We start from the raw sequence: 18,813 nt of genomic DNA on the forward strand, positions 1-18,813 counted from the left end.
TGAGGAGATAGTAATGGAATTGGTATTGAAAGACGCGCAAAGCGCTCTTGAAGTTTCCGAAACTACCTTCGGCCGTGACTTTAACGAGGCACTGGTTCATCAGGTAGTTGTAGCATACGCTGCAAACGCACGTCAGGGCACTCGTGCTCAAAAGACTCGTGCGGAAGTAACTGGCTCTGGCAAAAAGCCATGGCGCCAAAAAGGCACTGGCCGCGCTCGTGCGGGTGGTGTTAAGGGCCCAATCTGGCGTGGCGGTGGCGTAACTTTCGCTGCTAAAACTCAAGATCACAGCCAAAAAGTTAACAAGAAGATGTACCGCGGCGCGCTGAAAAGCATTCTGTCTGAGCTGGTACGTCAAGACCGTCTGGTTGTTGTTGAATCATTCAGCGTTGAAGCTCCTAAAACTAAAGAGCTGAAAGCTAAACTGAAAGCAATGAACTTAGAAGACGTGTTAATTGTGACTTCAGAAGTTGACGAGAATTTATTCTTAGCAGCTCGCAACCTGTACAAGGTTGACGTTCGTGACGTTGCAGGTCTAGACCCAGTAAGTCTGATCGCGTTCAACACAGTGCTTGTGACTGCTGATGCAGTTAAGCAAATCGAGGAGATGCTAGCATGATGATCCGCGAAGAACGTTTGCTAAAAGTAATTCTTGCACCTCACATCTCTGAAAAGAGCACTGTGAATGCTGAGAAGCACAACACTGTTGTTTTCCGCGTAGCTATCGATGCAACTAAAGCTGAAATCAAAGCTGCTGTTGCTAAGCTATTTGAAGTTGAAGTCGAATCAGTTCGCACTTTAGTGAGCAAAGGCAAAACTAAACGTACTGGTGGCCGTGCTGGCCGTCGTAGCGATTGGAAAAAAGCCTACGTGACTTTAGCTGCTGGTGCTGACATCGATTTCGTCGGCGGCGCTGAGTAAGCAAAGGAGAATTATCATGGCAGTTATTAAGTGTAAGCCAACCTCTCCAGGTCGTCGCCACGTTGTTAAAGTGGTGAACTCTGACCTGCACAAGGGTAAACCTTTTGCTGGCCTGTTGGCGAAAAAATCTAAAAGTGGTGGCCGTAACAACACTGGCCGTATCACTGTTCGTCACGTTGGTGGCGGTCACAAGCAGCATTACCGTTTAATCGACTTCAAACGCGATAAAGACGGTATCCCTGCAAAAATCGAGCGTCTGGAATACGATCCAAACCGTACTGCGCACATCGCTCTAGTACTGTATGCGGATGGTGAGCGTCGTTACATCCTTGCTGCTAAAGGCATGCAAGCTGGCGACAAGATCCAGTCTGGTGTTGAAGCCGAAATCAAAACCGGTAACGCAATGCCACTGCGCAACATTCCAGTAGGTTCTGTTGTGCACGCTGTAGAAATGAAGCCTGGTAAAGGTGCTCAGATCGCGCGTTCAGCGGGTGCTTATGTACAAGTTGTTGCTCGTGATGGCGCATATGCCACTTTACGTCTTCGCTCTGGCGAAATGCGCAAAGTGCCAGTTGATTGCCGCGCAACATTTGGTGAAGTTGGTAATGCCGAACACATGCTACGCCAGTTAGGTAAAGCAGGTGCTAAGCGCTGGAGAGGCGTTCGCCCAACAGTTCGCGGTGTTGCAATGAACCCAGTAGACCACCCACACGGTGGTGGTGAAGGCCGTACTTCTGGTGGTCGTCACCCAGTGACTCCATGGGGTGTGCCAACTAAGGGTTATAAGACTCGTAGTAACAAGCGCACTGACAAGTACATCGTACGTCGTCGTAATAAATAGTAAGAGGATTCGCCATGCCACGTTCTCTCAAGAAAGGTCCCTTCATTGACCTGCACTTGCTGAAGAAGGTAGAGAAAGCGATGGAAGCCGGTGACAAAAAGCCTATTAAGACTTGGTCACGTCGCTCAATGATCATTCCAAACATGATTGGTTTGACCATCGCTGTCCATAATGGTCGTCAGCACGTTCCTGTGTTCGTAACTGACGAAATGATCGGCCACAAACTTGGTGAATTCTCACCAACTCGCACTTATCGCGGCCATGCTGCTGATAAGAAAGCGAAGAAGCGTTAATACGGGAGGAATAAGATGGAAGTTTTAGCTAAACATCGTTTTGCCCGTACGTCTGCGCAGAAGGCTCGTCTGGTTGCCGATCAAATTCGTGGTTTGCCTGTTGCTAAGGCCCTCGAAATTTTGACTTTCAGCCCAAAGAAAGCCGCCGTACTGGTTAAAAAAGTACTTGACTCAGCTATCGCAAACGCCGAACACAACGAAGGCGCTGACATTGATGAGCTAAAAGTAGGCGCCGTCTTCGTTGACGAGGGTCCAACTATGAAGCGTATCATGCCACGTGCTAAAGGCCGCGCTGATCGTATCATGAAGCGTACCAGCCACATCACTGTGGTTGTATCAGATCGCTAGGAGAGAGCAATGGGACAGAAAGTACATCCTAATGGTATCCGTCTGGGTATCACCAAGCCTTGGATCTCTACCTGGTACGCAGATAAGTCAGATTATGCAAATAACCTGAACAGCGACTGGGAAGTGCGTAAGTATCTTGCAGACAAACTGCAAGCTGCATCAGTATCTAAGATTGTTATTGAACGCCCAGCGAAAAGCATCCGCGTTACTATTCACACTGCCCGTCCAGGCGTTGTGATCGGTAAGAAAGGTGAAGACGTTGAAGTATTGCGTGCTGCAGTTTCAAAACTGGCTGGCACTCCTGCTCAAATTAACATCGCTGAGATCCGTAAACCTGAGCTAGATGCCAAGTTAGTTGCTGACTCAATTGCACAGCAATTAGAGCGTCGTGTTATGTTCCGTCGCGCTATGAAGCGTGCGGTTCAAAACGCAATGCGTATTGGTGCTCAAGGTATCAAAGTTGAAGTTAGTGGCCGTTTAGGCGGTGCTGAGATTGCGCGCTCTGAGTGGTACCGTGAAGGTCGTGTACCTTTGCATACACTGCGTGCTGATATCGACTATTCAACCTCTGAAAGTCACACTCAATACGGTGTGATTGGTATTAAAGTTTGGATCTTCAAAGGTGAAGTTCTGGACGGAATGCTGCCACAGATTGAAGAGCCGAAACAGCAGCAACCTAAGCGCAAGCCTCGTGGTAAATAGGAGAGCCGGCAATGCTGCAACCTAAACGTATGAAGTTTCGCAAGATGTTCAAAGGCCGCAACCGCGGTCTAGCGAACGGTACCGAAGTTAGCTTTGGTACTTTTGGTCTGAAAGCAGTCGGCCGTGGTCGTTTAACTGCTCGTCAGATCGAATCTGCACGTCGTGCCATGACACGTCACATTAAGCGTCAGGGACAAATTTGGATTCGAGTTTTCCCGGACAAGCCAATTACCTCTAAGCCTCTTGAAGTGCGTATGGGTAAAGGTAAAGGTAACGTTGAATACTGGGTATGTCAGATTCAACCTGGTAAGGTTCTTTATGAGATGAATGGTGTTTCTGAAGTGATCGCTCGTGAAGCGTTTGCTTTAGCTGCTGCCAAGCTTCCAATTAAGACTACCTTCGTAACTAAGACGGTGATGTAATGAAAGCGAGCGAACTAAGAGAAAAGAGCGTTGAAGAATTGAACGCTGAACTACTTGGTCTGCTGCGTGAGCAGTTCAACCTGCGTATGCAACACGCCACTGGTCAGTTGACTCAGACTCATCAACTGAAATTAGTGCGCCGTAACATTGCGCGCGTTAAGACCATTATTACTTCTAAGGCGGGTGCATAATGTCTGATAAAATCCGTACTTTGCAAGGTCGTGTGACAAGCAACAAAATGGATAAAACCATTACTGTAGCTATCGAACGCCAAGTGAAACACCCAATCTATGGGAAGTACATTAAGCGTACGACTAAGATCCATGCACACGATGAAGCTAATCAGTGCAACGAAGGCGATGTAGTAGCGATCCGCGAATGTCGTCCTCTGTCTAAGACTAAATCTTGGACTCTGGTTGAAGTAGTATCAAAGGCCTAATTGTATTAGGTATTTAGGTAAACGGCTCCAGTATTTGGGGCCGTTTGTTTTTTAATACTATACATTCCATATTTATGGTGTTATATTTGCGCGCCATTTTTGACTAAATTCAAAGCAAAAATGGTGTTTATAGTCCCAATTGTGGGAATTGTGTAGTAACGATAGCGGAGCACTTAAAATGATCCAAATGCAATCGACTCTTGACGTCGCATGTAACAGCGGCGCACGCAGAGTTCAGTGTATTAAGGTCTTGGGTGGCTCTCATCGTCGTTATGCCGGTATCGGCGACATCATCAAGGTTTCTGTTAAAGAAGCAATTCCTCGCGCTAAAGCGAAGAAAGGTGATGTGTATAACGCGGTGGTAGTCCGTACTAAGAAAGGCGTACGTCGTCCAGACGGTTCTGTCATTCGCTTCGATCGGAATGCAGCAGTTCTTCTGAACAACAACCTGCAGCCGATTGGCACTCGTATCTTTGGACCAGTGACACGTGAATTGCGCTCTGAGCAGTTCATGAAGATTGTCTCGCTGGCACCAGAAGTACTGTAAGGAGCTTCAAAATGGCAGCTAAAATCCGTCGTCAAGACGAAGTAATCGTATTAGCAGGTAAAGACAAGGGCAAACGCGCTAAAGTTGCTCAAGTATTACCTACTGGTAAGTTAATTGTTGAAGGCATCAATCTTGTCAAGAAACACCAAAAGCCAAACCCACAACTGGGTGTAGCCGGTGGTATTGTTGAGAAAGAAGCACCGATTCAAGCATCAAATGTTGCGATCTTTAACCCTGTCACTGGCAAGGCGGATCGTGTTGGTTTCCGATTTGAAGACGGCAAAAAAGTTCGTTTCTTTAAATCGAACAGTGAACTCGTTAAGTAACTGGAGTAAACGATGGCGAAACTGCATGATAAATATCAAGAGACTGTTGTCGCTGAACTGACTAAAAAGTTCGGTTATACCAGTGTCATGCAAGTCCCTCGGATTGAGAAAATCACCCTGAACATGGGTGTTGGCGAAGCCGTTGCAGACAAAAAAGTTATGGAACATGCTGTTCGTGACATGACTGCAATCGCTGGTCAAAAACCAGTAGTGACTGTTGCTCGTAAATCAGTTGCTGGTTTTAAAATCCGTGAAGGCTACCCTATTGGCTGTAAAGTGACCCTGCGCGGTGAGCGTATGTGGGAATTCTTAGAGCGTTTAGTTGACATCGCAATCCCACGTATTCGTGACTTCCGTGGTCTGAGCGCTAAAGCGTTCGACGGCCGTGGTAACTACGCAATGGGCGTGCGTGAGCAGATCATTTTCCCAGAAATCGATTACGATAAAATCGATAAAATTCGCGGTATGGATATTGTTATCACTACCTCTGCGAATTCTGACGAAGAAGGTCGTGCTTTGTTAGACGCTTTTAACTTCCCATTCAAGAAATAAGGGTAGCGTAATGGCAAAAACATCAATGAAAGCACGTGAAGCAAAGCGTGCACAGCTCGTAGCTAAGTTCGCTGAAAAGCGCGCTGCTCTGAAAGCAATTATTGCAAATCCAGCTTCTTCAGACGAAGACCGTTGGGATGCAGTATTAAAGCTGCAAGCTCTACCACGTGATTCCAGCGCATCGCGTCAACGCAATCGTTGTAATCAAACTGGTCGCCCACATGGTTTCCTGCGTAAGTTCGGTTTAAGCCGTATCAAGTTACGTGAAGCAACCATGCGTGGTGAAGTTCCTGGCCTGCGTAAGGCTAGCTGGTAAGCACTTGTCACGGAGTAAGCTAATATGAGCATGCAAGATCCTATTGCGGATATGTTAACCCGTATTCGTAACGGCCAAGCTGCTAACAAAGTATCTGTGAAGATGCCTTCTGCTAAGCTGAAAGTCGCTATCGCGAAACTGCTTAAAGAAGAAGGTTACATCGCTGATTACGCCGTAGCAGATGAAGCCAAGCCTGAACTGGAAATCACTTTAAAGTATTTCCAAGGCCAACCAGTCGTTGAGACTATCCAGCGCGTAAGCCGTCCTGGTCTTCGTATTTACAAAGGTAAAAACGAGTTACCAAAAGTGATGGGCGGACTGGGTGTCGCAATTGTGTCCACTTCTAAAGGCCTGATGACTGATCGTGCCGCCCGCCTTGCAGGCATGGGTGGCGAGGTTATCTGCTACGTAGCATAAGGAGCTAGGAATGTCTCGTGTAGCAAAAGCACCAGTATCTATTCCAGCTGGCGTAGAGGTGACCTTAAACGAACAGACCCTGACCGTCAAAGGCGCGAAAGGAAGTCTGACTCGAGTGATCAACAATGCGGTCAATGTTGTTATTGAAGATGGCGTGATCAAGTTCCTACCTGTTGAAGGCGCTGTTGGCGCTTGGGCACAGGCTGGTACCACACGTGCATTAGTAAACAACATGGTTGTTGGTGTATCTCAAGGTTTTGAGCGTAAGTTAAAGTTAGTTGGCGTTGGTTACCGTGCGAAGCTCGTCGGTTCTGACATTGACCTGACTTTAGGTTTCTCTCATCCGTTAGTACACAAACTGCCCGCAGGCGTTACTGCAGAGTGTCCAAGCCAAACTGACATCGTCCTACGTGGCGTTGATAAGCAGTTAATTGGCCAAGTCGCTGCTGAGATTCGCGGATACCGTCCACCAGAGCCATACAAAGGCAAGGGTGTTCGCTATGACGACGAAGAAGTACGCCGTAAAGAGGCTAAGAAGAAGTAGGTAACGCGATATGGATAAGAAAACATCTCGCTTACGTCGCGCTATTCGCGCTCGTAAGAAGATCCAAGAGCTGGGCGTGAACCGTCTGGTTGTACATCGTACACCGCGTCACATTTATGCTCAGGTGATCAATCCTGAAGCTCAGGTGGTGGCAGCTGCTTCAACCGTGGAAAAAGCGGTTAAAGAGCAACTGAAGAGTACCGGTAACGTAGACGCGGCTAAAGCAGTAGGTAAATTTATTGCTGAACGCGCGATCGAGAAAGGCGTAACGACTGTTGCGTTCGATCGTTCTGGTTTCAAGTATCACGGTCGTGTAGCTGCTCTGGCAGATGCTGCTCGTGAAGCTGGCCTCCAGTTCTAAGGGGTTATAAAAATGGCTAAATTAGAAGCTCAGCAAAAAGACGATCTGCAAGAGAAATTAATTGCAGTTAATCGTGTTTCTAAAGTAGTTAAGGGCGGTCGTATCTTTAGCTTCACTGCACTAACAGTAGTGGGTGATGGTAACGGTAAGGTCGGCTATGGCTATGGTAAAGCGCGCGAAGTTCCAGCAGCGATTCAAAAAGCTATGGAAAAAGCCCGTCGTAACATGGTGACCGTTGAGTTGAATGCAGGCACTCTGCATCACCCAGTTAAAGGTCGTCATACTGGTTCACGTGTATACATGCAACCAGCATCACAGGGTACCGGTATTATCGCCGGTGGCGCAATGCGTGCCGTATTAGAAGTAGCAGGCGTTCATAACGTTCTGTCAAAAGCATACGGTTCTACTAACCCGATCAACATCGTTCGCGCGACTGTAGATGCTCTGGTGCACATGAAGTCACCTTCGCAAATCGCAGCTAAGCGTGGCCTGAATGTTGACGAAATTCGGGGGTAATGCACCATGGCAACTAAAACTGTAAAAGTTACTCAGACTAAAAGTGCTATCGGTCGTTTACCAAAGCACCGTGCGACCTTAACTGGTCTTGGTCTGCGTCGCATTGGTCACACTGTTGAATTAGAAGATACTCCTTCAGTTCGCGGTATGATCAACAAGGTCTACTACATGGTTAAGGTGGAGGATTAATAGATGCGTTTAAATACTCTATCTCCAGCTGCAGGCGCTAAGCATGCACCAAAGCGTGTAGGCCGTGGTATGGGTTCAGGCTTAGGTAAAACTGCTGGTCGTGGTCACAAAGGCCAAAAATCTCGTAGCGGTGGCGGTGTACGCCCAGGCTTCGAGGGTGGTCAGATGCCACTTAAGATCCGTTTACCTAAATTTGGTTTTACCTCGCGTCGCGCTATGGTAACAGCTGAAGTTCGTGTACTCGAACTGGCTAAAGTTAACGGTGATGTTATCGACTTAAACGCTCTGAAAGATGCGAACGTTATTACTCGCAACATCCAGTTTGCGAAAATCGTTCTTTCAGGTACCATTGAGCGCCCAGTGACCGTAAAAGGTCTGAAGGTAACCAAAGGTGCACGTGCAGCGATTGAAGCTGCTGGCGGTAAGATCGAGGAATAATACGTCGATGGCAAAACCAGGACTTGATTTAAAAAGCGCGAAAGGTGGACTTTCTGAGTTGAAAGCTCGCCTCCTGTTCGTGATTGGTGCGATTATCGTCTTTAGAGCCGGTTCGTTTGTGCCAATTCCTGGTATTGACGCAGCTGTATTAGCAGAGCTGTTTGCTCAGCAAAAAGGTACCATCCTTGGCATGTTTAACATGTTCTCGGGTGGTGCTCTTTCCCGTGCTTCTATCTTTGCATTAGGTATCATGCCGTATATTTCGGCGTCGATTATCATGCAGTTATTGACTGTTGTGCATCCTGCACTCGCTGAATTGAAAAAAGAAGGCGAGTCTGGACGTAAAAAAATCAGTCAGTATACACGTTGGGGTACGTTGGTGCTGGGTACATTCCAGTCGATCGGTATTGCAACAGGGTTACCAAACTTAGTCCCTGGCCTTGTGGTCAACATTGGATTCGGTTTCTACTTTGTAGCGGTTGTGAGCTTAGTAACAGGAACCATGTTCCTCATGTGGCTAGGTGAGCAAATTACCGAACGAGGTATAGGTAACGGTATCTCGATTTTAATTTTCGCAGGTATTGTTGCTGGATTACCTTCCGCTATCGGCCAAACGGCTGAGCAGGCGCGTCAAGGTGACCTGAATGTGTTAGTATTGTTGTTGCTCGCGGTAATTATTTTTGCTGTGACTTATTTCGTGGTGTTTGTAGAACGTGGTCAACGTCGTATCGTCGTTAACTACGCTAAGCGCCAGCAAGGCCGTAAGGTGTTCGCTGCGCAATCTACTCACTTGCCGCTGAAAATAAACATGGCGGGTGTAATTCCCCCAATTTTTGCGTCAAGCATCATTTTGTTCCCAGGCACACTGGCTCAGTGGTTTGGTCAAAATGAGTCTATGTCATGGTTAAGTGATTTTTCACTGGCTGTGTCACCAGGACAACCGCTTTACTCATTATTGTATGCAGCAGCGATTATCTTCTTCTGTTTCTTCTATACTGCGTTGGTATTTAACCCACGTGAAACAGCAGATAACCTGAAGAAGAGTGGTGCATTCATCCCTGGGATCCGTCCTGGAGAACAGACTTCGCGTTACATTGATAAAGTAATGACTCGCCTGACATTAGCTGGCGCGTTATACATTACCTTTATCTGTTTAATTCCGGAGTTCATGTTAATTGCGTGGAAAGTACAGTTCTATTTTGGCGGTACTTCACTACTAATTATGGTAGTCGTAATCATGGACTTCATGGCTCAGGTTCAGACCCATATGATGTCACATCAGTATGAGTCTGTGATGAAGAAAGCTAACCTAGTAAACAAAGCGAACTTAGATCGCTTTGGTCGCTAAGTAGCTTTACGGAGTGATGAAATGAAAGTTCGAGCTTCCGTGAAGAAGATCTGCCGTAACTGCAAGATCGTCAAGCGTAGTGGCGTTGTACGCGTTATCTGTGTTGAACCAAAACACAAACAGCGTCAAGGCTAATAGAAAGATTGTTCAGCCCAATGTTGGGCTGAACAAAATATTGTTTGCAAATCTGTCAACTGTCGAGTATCCTTTCGGGCTTTTCGCAGTTGGCCTTTAACTTAAGGAGTGCATAGTGGCCCGTATCGCTGGCATTAACATTCCTGATCAAAAGCATACAGTCATCGCATTGACTGCAATTTTCGGCATCGGCCGTACTCGCGCTAGAGCAATCTGCGCGGCTACAGCAATTGCTGAAACTGCTAAGATCAAGGAATTGAGCGAAGCTCAAATCGACACCCTACGCGAAGAAGTTGCCAAATACTTAGTAGAAGGTGACTTACGTCGTGAGATTTCTATGAACATCAAGCGTCTTATGGATCTTGGTTGTTATCGTGGTCTCCGCCATCGTCGTAGCCTGCCTCTTCGTGGGCAACGTACTAAGACCAATGCGCGTACGCGTAAAGGTCCACGTAAACCAATCAAGAAGTAACGGGAAGGTAGACAATGGCTAAAGTTCCGTCACGTTCTCCGCGTAAGCGCGTACGTAAACAGGTTGCAGATGGCATGGCTCATATCCATGCTTCTTTCAACAACACAATTGTCACCATTACAGATCGTCAAGGTAATGCGTTGTCATGGGCTACTTCAGGTGGTTCAGGTTTCCGTGGTTCACGTAAATCTACTCCATTTGCTGCACAGGTAGCTGCTGAGCGTGCAGGTGCTGCTGCTCAAGACTACGGTTTAAAAAACCTTGAAGTGTTTGTGAAGGGTCCAGGTCCAGGTCGTGAATCAGCCATTCGTGCGCTGAACGCTGTTGGTTACAAAATTACCAACATTACCGATGTGACGCCGATCCCTCATAATGGTTGTCGTCCTCCTAAAAAGCGTCGTGTATAACGCGTTTCATTAGGATAGTTGGAGAAAGATCATGGCAAGATACTTGGGTCCCAAGCTCAAGCTCAGCCGCCGAGAAGGTACTGACCTTTTCTTAAAAAGCGGTGTGAGAGCAATCGATTCAAAGTGTAAACTGGAATCAGCACCTGGACAGCATGGCGCTCGTAAGCCACGTCTGTCAGAGTACGGTTTACAGTTACGCGAAAAACAAAAAGTTCGTCGTATTTACGGTGTGTTAGAAAAACAATTCCGTAACTACTACAAAGAGGCTGCACGTCTGAAAGGCAACACTGGTGAGAACCTGTTGCAACTTTTAGAAACTCGTTTAGATAACGTTGTTTATCGTATGGGTTTCGGTGCGACTCGTGCAGAATCACGTCAGCTAGTGAGCCATAAGTCAGTTATGGTAAACGGTCGTGTTGTTAACATTCCGTCATTCAAAGTGTCTGCGAATGATGTTGTAAGCATCCGTGAAAAGTCACGTACTCAAGCTCGTATCAAAGCAGCTTTAGAAGTGGCAGCTCAACGCGAGAAGCCTACATGGGTTGAAGTCGACAGCGCGAAAATGGAAGGTGCTTTCAAGCGTATTCCAGAACGTAGCGATTTGTCTGCGGAAATTAACGAACAGCTGATCGTCGAGCTTTACTCTAAGTAAGGCTAACAAACAAGAGAGGACACAATGCAGGGTTCTGTTACAGAATTTCTTAAACCGCGTCTCGTTGATATCGAGCAGGTTAACTCAACACGTGCCAAGGTTACTTTGGAACCGCTTGAGCGTGGTTTCGGCCACACTTTAGGTAACGCGTTGCGTCGCATCCTATTGTCGTCTATGCCCGGCTGCGCGGTTACCGAAGTCGAGATTGACGGCGTACTGCACGAATACAGCAGTAAGGAAGGCGTACAAGAAGATATCCTTGAAATCTTGCTGAACCTGAAAGGGTTAGCAGTGACTATCGAGGGTAAAGACGAGGCTATGCTTACATTAAGCAAGTCCGGCGCAGGCCCTGTCATCGCAGCAGATATCACGCATGATGGTGATGTCACTATCGTGAATCCTGATCATGTTATCTGTCATTTAACAGGTAACAATGATATCAGCATGCGTATTCGCGTTGAGCGTGGTCGTGGTTATGTGCCAGCATCTGCTCGTGCACAGACTGAAGACGATGATCGCCCAATCGGCCGCTTGCTGGTTGATGCTTCTTTCTCGCCAGTTGCACGTATTGCCTACAATGTAGAAGCAGCTCGTGTGGAACAGCGTACTGACTTGGATAAACTCGTTATCGATATGACCACTAACGGTACTATCGATCCTGAGGAAGCTATCCGTCGTTCTGCAACCATCTTAGCTGAACAGCTGGATGCGTTTGTTGAGCTGCGCGACGTGACTGAGCCAGAAATGAAAGAAGAGAAGCCGGAGTTCGATCCGATTCTGTTGCGTCCTGTCGACGATTTAGAGCTAACTGTACGTTCGGCTAACTGTTTGAAAGCCGAAGCGATTCATTACATCGGAGATCTGGTACAGCGTACTGAAGTTGAGCTGCTGAAGACCCCTAACTTAGGTAAGAAATCTCTTACTGAAATTAAGGACGTTTTAGCTTCTCGCGGACTGTCGTTAGGTATGCGTCTGGAAAACTGGCCTCCAGCTAGTTTAGCAGACGACCTATAAGTCTCAGGTTTGTACAGATTTAGGTTATAAGGATTAGGTCATGCGCCATCGTAAGAGTGGTCGTCAACTTAACCGCAACAGCAGCCACCGCCAAGCTATGTTCCGTAACATGGCAAGCTCACTGGTTCGTCATGAGATCATCAAGACAACCGTAGCTAAAGCGAAAGAACTGCGTCGCGTAGTTGAGCCTCTGATAACACTTGCTAAGAGTGACAGCGTTGCAAACCGTCGTTTAGCGTTTGCACGTACTCGCGACGCTGAAGTCGTAGGTAAGTTATTCACTGAATTGGGTCCACGTTACCAGGAACGTCCTGGTGGCTACACCCGTATCCTTAAGTGCGGTTTACGTGCTGGTGATAAAGCCCCAATGGCTTACATCGAGCTAGTAGGTCGTCCAGAAGCTGCTCAAGCTGTTGAAGTTGAAGCTGCTGAGTAATTAAGGTTACAAAGATTGAAAAACCGGGCTCTAAGCCCGGTTTTTTTGTTTTTAGCGTTTCTTCTTTAATCAACCCAAGTCGTTTGTTTCTCAATTTCCTTTGGCAGTTTGAGTTGCCATTTCTTTATCGCTGCACGGCTAAATCGATATTGGCCAAGAGCATCCGTGATAGGGAAGATGTTCTCAGGCTTTTCTCCTGTGAGTATTCTAAGGGCCATGTCCGCAGCGATTGAGCCATGATGATAGCCATCGAGCACATAGCCACCTAGATTGCCATTGGCATAGATGCTAAATCCCCAAAAGCCGAAATTCGGCACCGGCGTGTGGTTAGCAATCCATTCGAGCAAGTTATCGGCATCCACTGATTGATCGTGTTCATCTCTGACTGCGTGATACAGCGCCACTACAATTGCACTATAACCATTATCCTTTGCCGCTCTGACTTGTTGTTGCCACTCTGCTAATTGGGCTAGCTGGAGAATGTGAACTTCGATATCACTTAACATGCTTGATGGTTGCTTACTGATGTACTCGGCCGCGATTTTCGAAGTATTGCTGCCATCGAAGAGCACTAGGATTTTACGATGCTTGGCTTGTGGCAATAATCTCTCGAGTAAGAGTAAGGAACGCTTGAGTAAGGGGCGCTCTAGCACGCCTGTGAAGCGTCTATGTTCATTTAAATGGTATTCCCGAGGATTCATATTCACCTCGAGGTAAACCACGGGAATTTGGCCGTGATTGAGGCGTTTATGGAGATAATGAACGGCGTTGTCATCGGCAAGGATCACAAGTTGTGGTTGTTGCTCCACAATAAATTGCCAAGCGAGTTCTGCACGCTCGGCGTAGCGCTCTTTAGCTAAGCGCTTAGTGTCCATCTCAAAGTGGCTAACTTGATGTTGTGGTGTCAGTTTATCGGTAATGGCTTGATAGTATTCTTTATCCCACTGATAGCCTTGATGGTAACTTTCGATAACCACCACTTTAGCAGCGTAGAGCATCAGCGGGTGACTGGTGAGCATTAGGAGTAGCAACAGTCGCCATCTTTTGTTAAATGGCTTAATCACATTCATAGACAGCGTCCTGCTGGAAAACTGTCTTGAGTATAGTTCAGCCGTTAATTGTGAATGGACAATAAAAAAGCCTCCGAAGAGGCTCTTTGTTTATCTAAATTTACAGCATGGCGATTATTGCGCCGCCGATTTTTGCTGGCTGTAATCTAACTTTTCATGTTTTTGGCCCATGGCTTCGGCCACTTCTGGCGGCATGTAGTTTTCGTCATGCTTAGCCAGTACTTCGGTTGCGGCCAATTTGCCGTCTTCACCTAATACACCTTGTGCCACAATACCTTGGCCTTCGCGGAACAGATCCGGCAGCAGATCGTCATAGGTCACGAGAATTTCGCCACCTAATGAGTCATGCACGGCAAATTGCACGTGCAGGCTGTTTGGATCGCGCACCATAGAACCAACCGTTACCATACCGCCTACGCGAATACGTTGGCCCGCTTCGGGTTTAACACCGGTATCGGTTTTACCGTGTACGATCTCCGACGGTGTATAGAATAAGTTTAAGTTGGAGTTCAGCGCATACAGCAGAAGCGAAGCAATCGCGGCTACGCCACCGATTAATGCTACAGCTAACGTCAGTCTCTTTTTGCGTCTTGGGTTCACGATTTGGTACTCCTAGTCTCTTTAAGGCGTTCTTCGCGGTTCATCTTCTTCGCGATTTCAATCAGTACTTTGCGCTTTTGGCGCGCACTAGTGATGATCAGCGTCGATAAACAGAAGAAGGTCACGCCATAGGCAAGCCATACATAAAAGGCATAGCCACCCATGTTAAAAAAATCACTGATAGAATCGAATTGCATTATTTGACCTCCTCAGCTTTGGCAAGTTCACGCACCCAAGGGCGCATGCCGTTTCTTGCTAAGATTTCTGCTCTAAATCTCACAATAGTGATAGCCCCTATCATAAGGCCGAAACCTAAAATATTGATTAAAAGTGGGTACAACATTTCACTCGACATAGTCGATTTAGAGGTAATTTTAATGGTGGACGGTTGGTGCAGTGAGCTCCACCATTCCACAGAGTATTTGATGATCGGAATGTTGATCACGCCGACGATCGCTAAGATCCCTGCTGCACGTGCTGCCAGCACTTTGTCTTCGAAGGAAGCATAGAGCGAGATAACGCCCAAGTAGAGGAATAGCAGAACTAATTCAGACGTTAGACGCGCATCCCATACCCACCAAGTCCCCCACATGGGCTTACCCCAAGTCGCACCAGTAAAGAGGGCGATAAAGGTAATCACGGCACCAATAGGTGCAATGGATGCGGCGGCCCAATCAGCCAGTTTAATTTGCCATACGAGGCCGATAAATGCGGCTGTCGCCATACCCATGTAGGCGGCCATTGACATTGAGGCTGCTGGAACATGGATAAAGATAATCCGGTAGCTGTCGCCCTGTTGATAATCTGTTGGAGCAAACATTAATCCCCATACCGTGCCGACGGCAATAAAAAGGCAGGCTAAGGTGGCAAACCATGGAAATAATGTTCCTGATAATTTGTAAGCGCGCTCAGGATCCGCGTAAGGGTGTAACCATTTCCACATTTTAGTTAGTACTCACTCGCAGAGATGCACCAATTGCAAAGGGTGCTAAGGTTAACGAACCGATCAACATGGCGCCAATTATAGCGAGCTGACCATCATAGGGTAAATTCATTCCTGCAGCATCTATGGCGCTGGTCGCGAAAATCAGCACAGGAATATAAAGTGGTAAAATAAGCAGACTCAGTAACACGCCGCCTTTACGCAGACCCACGGTTAGGGCCACACCAATTGCGCCTAAGAGGGATAATACTGGTGTGCCCAGTGCGAGTGTTGCAATCAGCGCACCATAACTGTTGGCGTCTAAATTGAGCAGCACCGCCAGCAAGGGCGCGATAATAATCAGTGGCACGCCAGTCAGTAGCCAGTGGGCTAATACTTTGGCCAATACCAATACCGAGAGTGGCTGTGGGCTGAGTAGCATTTGCTCTAAGCTGCCATCGCTAAAGTCGGCTTTAAATAGACGCTCGAGTGAAAGCATAGACGCCAGTAATGCCGCAACCCAAATAATCCCAGGAGCAATACGGGCTAGCATTTGTGGTTCAGGACCAATTCCCAAAGGGAATAGAGTCACAACCATGATGAAGAATAACAAGGGATTAAAGATATCGCCGCGGTGACGAATGGCGATTTTTAGATCCCGCTGCAGTAATGTTAAAAACGCTTGGGTAAAGCTGATGCCTCTTTTCATTATGCCAAACCTTATACGAAGCGATAATCTAGACGAATTTTACGAAGCCTATCATCTTTGATAATGCCCATATCTTGGTGAGTGGTGAGGATCACGCAGCCACCATTATCCGCATGTTGAATAAATAACTGTTCAAGCTCTTCGACACCTCTTTTATCGATTGCGGTAAAAGGCTCATCGAGGATCCACACTTTACAGTCATTGTGCCAGAGTCTGGCTAGTGCTGTACGGCGGTGTTGACCAGCGGATAAATGCCCGGCGAGAGCTTCCTCAAACCCGGCTAAATTCACTTTAGCGAGAATGGCGGAAGTATCGAAATCATCATAGCCACTGATTCTTAAATTGAAGTTAAGGTTTTCTTCAGCGGTTAATTCGGATTTCACCCCGGCAAGATGGCCTAAATACAATAGGTCTTCGTTATATTCGTCGCGGCAACGGTTAATATCTTCATTGAGATAAAAAGTTTGTCCAGCGTAGGGACGAGATAAGCCTGCCAATATACGTAATAAACTGGTTTTGCCGGCGCCATTTGGGCCTTCGATCTGGACGATATCGCCAGCATTAATATCAAAACTTAATTCATCAAACAGGATGCGTTCTTCGCGGATACATGTCAGCTTGCTCGCCGATACCAGTGTGTTTACTGAAGTTATATTTGTCACTGAACCCTCTATCTCAAGCCGGAAGGAAACACAAGTGATTCTAACACAAACGATATTGCGGGGTTTACACTTGCTTAATACTAGATGTCAGCAATTTGATGTGGTTCCAATAACCGCAATATTTCTCGAACTAATCGAACTTTTTTAATACTTGCTAATATATTAACGAATTTGTCACGCTTGTCGCCTTATATCATTTGTGCTGAGATTCTAATCACAAAAAGATGAGATTTATTGAAGTTTGTAGTAATCTTAGTTCGCTATAATGAGTCTGCCTCAAAGGGCAGCGAGAGCTTTGTACGTATTTGCATTAGGAACATTGAACATGAAAAAACTGTTAGCAATGACTGCAGTCGCTGCTTTGACTATGTCAGTCAACGTTTCAGCTCAAGATGCTGAAGCTATTTTCAACAAGGCATGTACCGTATGCCACAGCATGGGTGTTGCTGGTGCTCCAAAGGCGCACAACGCTGCTGAGTGGGAACCACGCTTAGCAAAAGGTATGGACACTCTGTTACACAGTGTAAAAACTGGCTTAAACGCAATGCCACCAGGTGGTATGTGTACTGATTGTACTGACGAAGATTACAAAGCAGCTATCGAGTTTATGTCTAAAGCTCAGTAATTTTTGCAGTGTTAAAAAAACCGGCATTAGCCGGTTTTTTTATGTCTGCGCTAAGCCGAAACTTAGCGCTAGGTGCGGATAATTTATTGCACTTGGGTATCTAACACTAAGCTTGCAGTGTCACCCACATTCACTTTGCTGACCTTGCCTTGAATATCACCTGCTTGAGGTTTGATATTGCCATGCTTAGACAACACCGCAATCACTTCAACACTCGCAGTTTGGCTCAGTTTCACATCGCCACCCATACCCGTGCTGTCATCGAGCGTTACTGTTACCGGTAAAGATTTTGCGCTCACCTTAGTTGCCGCTAATGGCACTTTAGGACCTTCAGTAGCACGGGCGAAGACGAAGATAGTGTCATCAGGGCCAGCTTGTGCGGCCAGTTCAGGTGAAATTGAAATCGCAATACTTACAGACTTAGTCGCAACTTTTGCCTGCTTGTGGACATCATCGTTTGGCATGCCAGCGGTTTCGCCTTGCATACGCAGGTTTGCCGTTTCAATGGCATTCATCAGCGCGGCACGGTCTACATCGGTGCGGTCGCTATTGAGAATGGTTTGCCATGAATCAATGGCTTTTTGATAGTTAGCGGTGAAGAAAGCATCCATACCCACGAGCAGTAAGGTTGATGGATCCTGTGGATCTAATGCTAAAGATTCATCGATTAAGGCTTGAATTTGCGGTGTCATTTGCTGACCCGCTTTATAGTACAAGGCTGTTGCTTTTGGACCAATTAATTCAGCGTGTTTACCGACTAATTCCATCACCTTATCGAAGGCTGCTACAGCTTTATCGAATTGGTTAGCAGAGATATAAGCGTGACCTAGGCTGAACCAAGCTTGGCTGTTTTCAGGTTCGGCTTGTATTTGAGCTTCCATCATCTGTACGCGCTGCGCCATGATTTGCGCCGCGTCCATACCCGCATGTGGGTTAGCAGGTTGAGTGTTGCCGATATTCTCAAAGGCACCCAAGTGCTGATAGAGGTAACCTGAAATCGCAATCAAGCAGACCGACATGACCGATGGCCATAAAATGCTCTTAGGTTTGATCTGGTTGACGAGTGAATCATCGCTCGCTTGTTTGATGTCTTGGAGCAGGCTGATTTCTAGCTCTTTCTTCAGCGCATCAAATTCAGCTTGGTCGAGCAGTTCTTCATTGAGTTCTTTCTCAAGAGTGGCAAGACGTTCATTGAACAATTCAAGGTTAGTTTGTCTGCGAACGCCGGCTTCTTCAGTGCGTAACAACTTTTGCTGTCTGAAATGCGGGATCCAGATCAGCGTTAAGCTGACCAACACAACAAGCGCAATAAAAATCCAAAATGTCGTCATTGTTTCTATATTCACTTTAGTTTGCATAAAAGCGGTTGTTACCGCCGGCTTGGAAGCAAGATTATACGTAAAGATTATTCATTGAACAGTAATATAAGACCTTCAACGCAGTGAAAACTGAGAGTTGGGCACTGGTTCACAAATTGATCCATCAGGTAAATTTTGTATGAAACTTAAGGCTCATTTATCTGTCACATGCAAAACTGTAGGCCTGTGATGGCTCCATTTCGACAAAAATCGAGAATGAGACAAGTCACC

At 46.7% G+C, this 18,813-nt stretch carries 34 protein-coding genes; 27 read left to right on the forward strand and 7 right to left on the reverse strand.

Annotated elements, in window-relative coordinates; all coding sequences use genetic code 11:
- The first annotated feature begins 13 nt into the window (after positions 1-13).
- The 26 genes from rplD (at position 14) to rplQ (ending at position 12,636) form a co-directional block, all read left to right on the forward strand.
- On the forward strand, positions 14-619 hold the full coding sequence (gene rplD, locus CF168_RS01070) for a 50S ribosomal protein L4 (protein ID WP_011070618.1): 606 nt from the start codon (positions 14-16) through the stop codon (positions 617-619).
- On the forward strand, positions 619-921 hold the full coding sequence (gene rplW, locus CF168_RS01075) for a 50S ribosomal protein L23 (RefSeq protein ID WP_039977607.1): 303 nt from the start codon (positions 619-621) through the stop codon (positions 919-921). Before rplD ends, rplW begins: the two co-directional genes overlap by 1 nt.
- A 16-nt stretch (positions 922-937) precedes the next feature.
- Positions 938-1,762: a 50S ribosomal protein L2 gene (gene rplB / locus CF168_RS01080; RefSeq protein ID WP_011621028.1), complete on the forward strand. Its 825-nt coding sequence runs from the start codon at positions 938-940 to the stop codon at positions 1,760-1,762.
- Positions 1,763-1,776: 14 nt separating this feature from the next.
- Positions 1,777-2,055 carry a 30S ribosomal protein S19 gene (gene rpsS / locus CF168_RS01085; RefSeq protein ID WP_006083596.1) on the forward strand — a complete coding sequence of 93 codons (279 nt, stop codon included), beginning with the start codon at positions 1,777-1,779 and terminating at the stop codon, positions 2,053-2,055.
- Positions 2,056-2,070: 15 nt separating this feature from the next.
- Complete coding sequence (gene rplV, locus CF168_RS01090) at positions 2,071-2,403, forward strand: 50S ribosomal protein L22 (RefSeq protein WP_006083595.1); 333 nt, start codon at positions 2,071-2,073, stop codon at positions 2,401-2,403.
- Between the two features lie 9 nt (positions 2,404-2,412).
- Positions 2,413-3,105, forward strand: coding sequence for a 30S ribosomal protein S3 (gene rpsC / locus CF168_RS01095; protein WP_011070621.1), 693 nt, complete (start codon positions 2,413-2,415; stop codon positions 3,103-3,105).
- An 11-nt stretch (positions 3,106-3,116) separates the two neighbouring features.
- Positions 3,117-3,527, forward strand: a complete 411-nt coding sequence (rplP, locus tag CF168_RS01100) for a 50S ribosomal protein L16 (RefSeq protein WP_006083593.1) — start codon at positions 3,117-3,119, stop codon at positions 3,525-3,527.
- Positions 3,527-3,718, forward strand: coding sequence for a 50S ribosomal protein L29 (gene rpmC, locus CF168_RS01105; protein WP_007644429.1), 192 nt, complete (start codon positions 3,527-3,529; stop codon positions 3,716-3,718). The genes rplP and rpmC overlap by 1 nt, the downstream gene beginning before the upstream one ends.
- Positions 3,718-3,966, forward strand: coding sequence for a 30S ribosomal protein S17 (rpsQ, locus tag CF168_RS01110; RefSeq protein WP_011070622.1), 249 nt, complete (start codon positions 3,718-3,720; stop codon positions 3,964-3,966). Before rpmC ends, rpsQ begins: the two co-directional genes overlap by 1 nt.
- Positions 3,967-4,144: 178 nt before the next feature.
- A complete protein-coding gene (rplN, locus tag CF168_RS01115; protein WP_011715463.1) occupies positions 4,145-4,513 on the forward strand; it encodes a 50S ribosomal protein L14 in 369 nt (122 codons plus the stop codon).
- An 11-nt stretch (positions 4,514-4,524) separates the two neighbouring features.
- The gene (gene rplX / locus CF168_RS01120) at positions 4,525-4,839 is read left to right on the forward strand and encodes a 50S ribosomal protein L24 (RefSeq protein WP_011070623.1); all 315 of its coding nucleotides are present in this window, start codon (positions 4,525-4,527) and stop codon (positions 4,837-4,839) included.
- Positions 4,840-4,851: 12 nt separating this feature from the next.
- The gene (rplE, locus tag CF168_RS01125) at positions 4,852-5,391 is read left to right on the forward strand and encodes a 50S ribosomal protein L5 (protein ID WP_011715464.1); all 540 of its coding nucleotides are present in this window, start codon (positions 4,852-4,854) and stop codon (positions 5,389-5,391) included.
- 10 nt (positions 5,392-5,401) lie between these two features.
- On the forward strand, positions 5,402-5,707 hold the full coding sequence (rpsN, locus tag CF168_RS01130) for a 30S ribosomal protein S14 (RefSeq protein ID WP_011621030.1): 306 nt from the start codon (positions 5,402-5,404) through the stop codon (positions 5,705-5,707).
- Positions 5,708-5,731: 24 nt separating this feature from the next.
- Positions 5,732-6,124 (forward strand): 30S ribosomal protein S8, encoded by a 393-nt coding sequence (gene rpsH / locus CF168_RS01135; RefSeq protein ID WP_007644434.1) that lies wholly within the window; start codon positions 5,732-5,734, stop codon positions 6,122-6,124.
- A gap of 10 nt (positions 6,125-6,134) precedes the next feature.
- Positions 6,135-6,668, forward strand: a complete 534-nt coding sequence (gene rplF, locus CF168_RS01140) for a 50S ribosomal protein L6 (protein ID WP_011715466.1) — start codon at positions 6,135-6,137, stop codon at positions 6,666-6,668.
- 10 nt (positions 6,669-6,678) lie between these two features.
- On the forward strand, positions 6,679-7,029 hold the full coding sequence (gene rplR / locus CF168_RS01145) for a 50S ribosomal protein L18 (protein ID WP_011715467.1): 351 nt from the start codon (positions 6,679-6,681) through the stop codon (positions 7,027-7,029).
- A gap of 12 nt (positions 7,030-7,041) precedes the next feature.
- The gene (rpsE, locus tag CF168_RS01150; protein WP_007644438.1) at positions 7,042-7,545 is read left to right on the forward strand and encodes a 30S ribosomal protein S5; all 504 of its coding nucleotides are present in this window, start codon (positions 7,042-7,044) and stop codon (positions 7,543-7,545) included.
- Positions 7,546-7,551: 6 nt separating this feature from the next.
- Positions 7,552-7,734 (forward strand): 50S ribosomal protein L30, encoded by a 183-nt coding sequence (gene rpmD, locus CF168_RS01155; protein WP_007644440.1) that lies wholly within the window; start codon positions 7,552-7,554, stop codon positions 7,732-7,734.
- Positions 7,735-7,737: 3 nt separating this feature from the next.
- Complete coding sequence (rplO, locus tag CF168_RS01160) at positions 7,738-8,172, forward strand: 50S ribosomal protein L15 (RefSeq protein WP_011070628.1); 435 nt, start codon at positions 7,738-7,740, stop codon at positions 8,170-8,172.
- A gap of 7 nt (positions 8,173-8,179) precedes the next feature.
- The gene (secY, locus tag CF168_RS01165) at positions 8,180-9,520 is read left to right on the forward strand and encodes a preprotein translocase subunit SecY (RefSeq protein ID WP_011621032.1); all 1,341 of its coding nucleotides are present in this window, start codon (positions 8,180-8,182) and stop codon (positions 9,518-9,520) included.
- A 21-nt stretch (positions 9,521-9,541) separates the two neighbouring features.
- On the forward strand, positions 9,542-9,655 hold the full coding sequence (gene rpmJ / locus CF168_RS01170; protein ID WP_006083579.1) for a 50S ribosomal protein L36: 114 nt from the start codon (positions 9,542-9,544) through the stop codon (positions 9,653-9,655).
- 115 nt (positions 9,656-9,770) lie between these two features.
- Positions 9,771-10,127, forward strand: a complete 357-nt coding sequence (gene rpsM / locus CF168_RS01175; RefSeq protein WP_089066698.1) for a 30S ribosomal protein S13 — start codon at positions 9,771-9,773, stop codon at positions 10,125-10,127.
- 14 nt (positions 10,128-10,141) lie between these two features.
- Positions 10,142-10,534 (forward strand): 30S ribosomal protein S11, encoded by a 393-nt coding sequence (rpsK, locus tag CF168_RS01180; RefSeq protein ID WP_006083577.1) that lies wholly within the window; start codon positions 10,142-10,144, stop codon positions 10,532-10,534.
- Positions 10,535-10,565: 31 nt separating this feature from the next.
- Positions 10,566-11,186, forward strand: a complete 621-nt coding sequence (gene rpsD, locus CF168_RS01185; protein WP_011070631.1) for a 30S ribosomal protein S4 — start codon at positions 10,566-10,568, stop codon at positions 11,184-11,186.
- A 24-nt stretch (positions 11,187-11,210) separates the two neighbouring features.
- Complete coding sequence (locus CF168_RS01190; RefSeq protein ID WP_011070632.1) at positions 11,211-12,200, forward strand: DNA-directed RNA polymerase subunit alpha; 990 nt, start codon at positions 11,211-11,213, stop codon at positions 12,198-12,200.
- Between the two features lie 40 nt (positions 12,201-12,240).
- Entirely contained in the window at positions 12,241-12,636 is a 396-nt protein-coding gene (gene rplQ / locus CF168_RS01195; protein WP_011621033.1) for a 50S ribosomal protein L17, read from the forward strand.
- A gap of 65 nt (positions 12,637-12,701) precedes the next feature.
- On the opposite strand, the gene CF168_RS01200 is transcribed toward rplQ, so the two are convergent.
- The 6 genes from CF168_RS01200 to ccmA form a co-directional block, all read right to left on the reverse strand.
- Positions 12,702-13,655, reverse strand: coding sequence for an ABC transporter substrate-binding protein (locus CF168_RS01200; protein ID WP_086017281.1), 954 nt, complete (start codon positions 13,653-13,655; stop codon positions 12,702-12,704).
- Positions 13,656-13,820: 165 nt separating this feature from the next.
- The gene (gene ccmE / locus CF168_RS01205; RefSeq protein WP_011715470.1) at positions 13,821-14,306 is read right to left on the reverse strand and encodes a cytochrome c maturation protein CcmE; all 486 of its coding nucleotides are present in this window, start codon (positions 14,304-14,306) and stop codon (positions 13,821-13,823) included.
- Complete coding sequence (gene ccmD, locus CF168_RS01210; RefSeq protein ID WP_011621036.1) at positions 14,303-14,503, reverse strand: heme exporter protein CcmD; 201 nt, start codon at positions 14,501-14,503, stop codon at positions 14,303-14,305. Before ccmD ends, ccmE begins: the two co-directional genes overlap by 4 nt.
- A complete protein-coding gene (locus CF168_RS01215) occupies positions 14,503-15,249 on the reverse strand; it encodes a heme ABC transporter permease (protein WP_011715471.1) in 747 nt (248 codons plus the stop codon). Before CF168_RS01215 ends, ccmD begins: the two co-directional genes overlap by 1 nt.
- 1 nt (position 15,250) lies before the next feature.
- A complete protein-coding gene (gene ccmB / locus CF168_RS01220; RefSeq protein ID WP_011715472.1) occupies positions 15,251-15,937 on the reverse strand; it encodes a heme exporter protein CcmB in 687 nt (228 codons plus the stop codon).
- A gap of 11 nt (positions 15,938-15,948) precedes the next feature.
- On the reverse strand, positions 15,949-16,599 hold the full coding sequence (ccmA, locus tag CF168_RS01225; RefSeq protein WP_086904164.1) for a cytochrome c biogenesis heme-transporting ATPase CcmA: 651 nt from the start codon (positions 16,597-16,599) through the stop codon (positions 15,949-15,951).
- A gap of 325 nt (positions 16,600-16,924) precedes the next feature.
- Between ccmA and CF168_RS01230 the strand changes: the two genes are divergently transcribed.
- Positions 16,925-17,224, forward strand: coding sequence for a c-type cytochrome (locus CF168_RS01230; protein ID WP_011621040.1), 300 nt, complete (start codon positions 16,925-16,927; stop codon positions 17,222-17,224).
- 83 nt (positions 17,225-17,307) lie between these two features.
- On the opposite strand, the gene ccmI is transcribed toward CF168_RS01230, so the two are convergent.
- Positions 17,308-18,555: a c-type cytochrome biogenesis protein CcmI gene (ccmI, locus tag CF168_RS01235; protein ID WP_089066699.1), complete on the reverse strand. Its 1,248-nt coding sequence runs from the start codon at positions 18,553-18,555 to the stop codon at positions 17,308-17,310.
- Between the last annotated feature and the right edge of the window lie 258 nt (positions 18,556-18,813).

The sequence above is a fragment of the Shewanella bicestrii genome (assembly GCF_002216875.1).
GTDB classification, from domain to species: domain Bacteria; phylum Pseudomonadota; class Gammaproteobacteria; order Enterobacterales; family Shewanellaceae; genus Shewanella; species Shewanella seohaensis.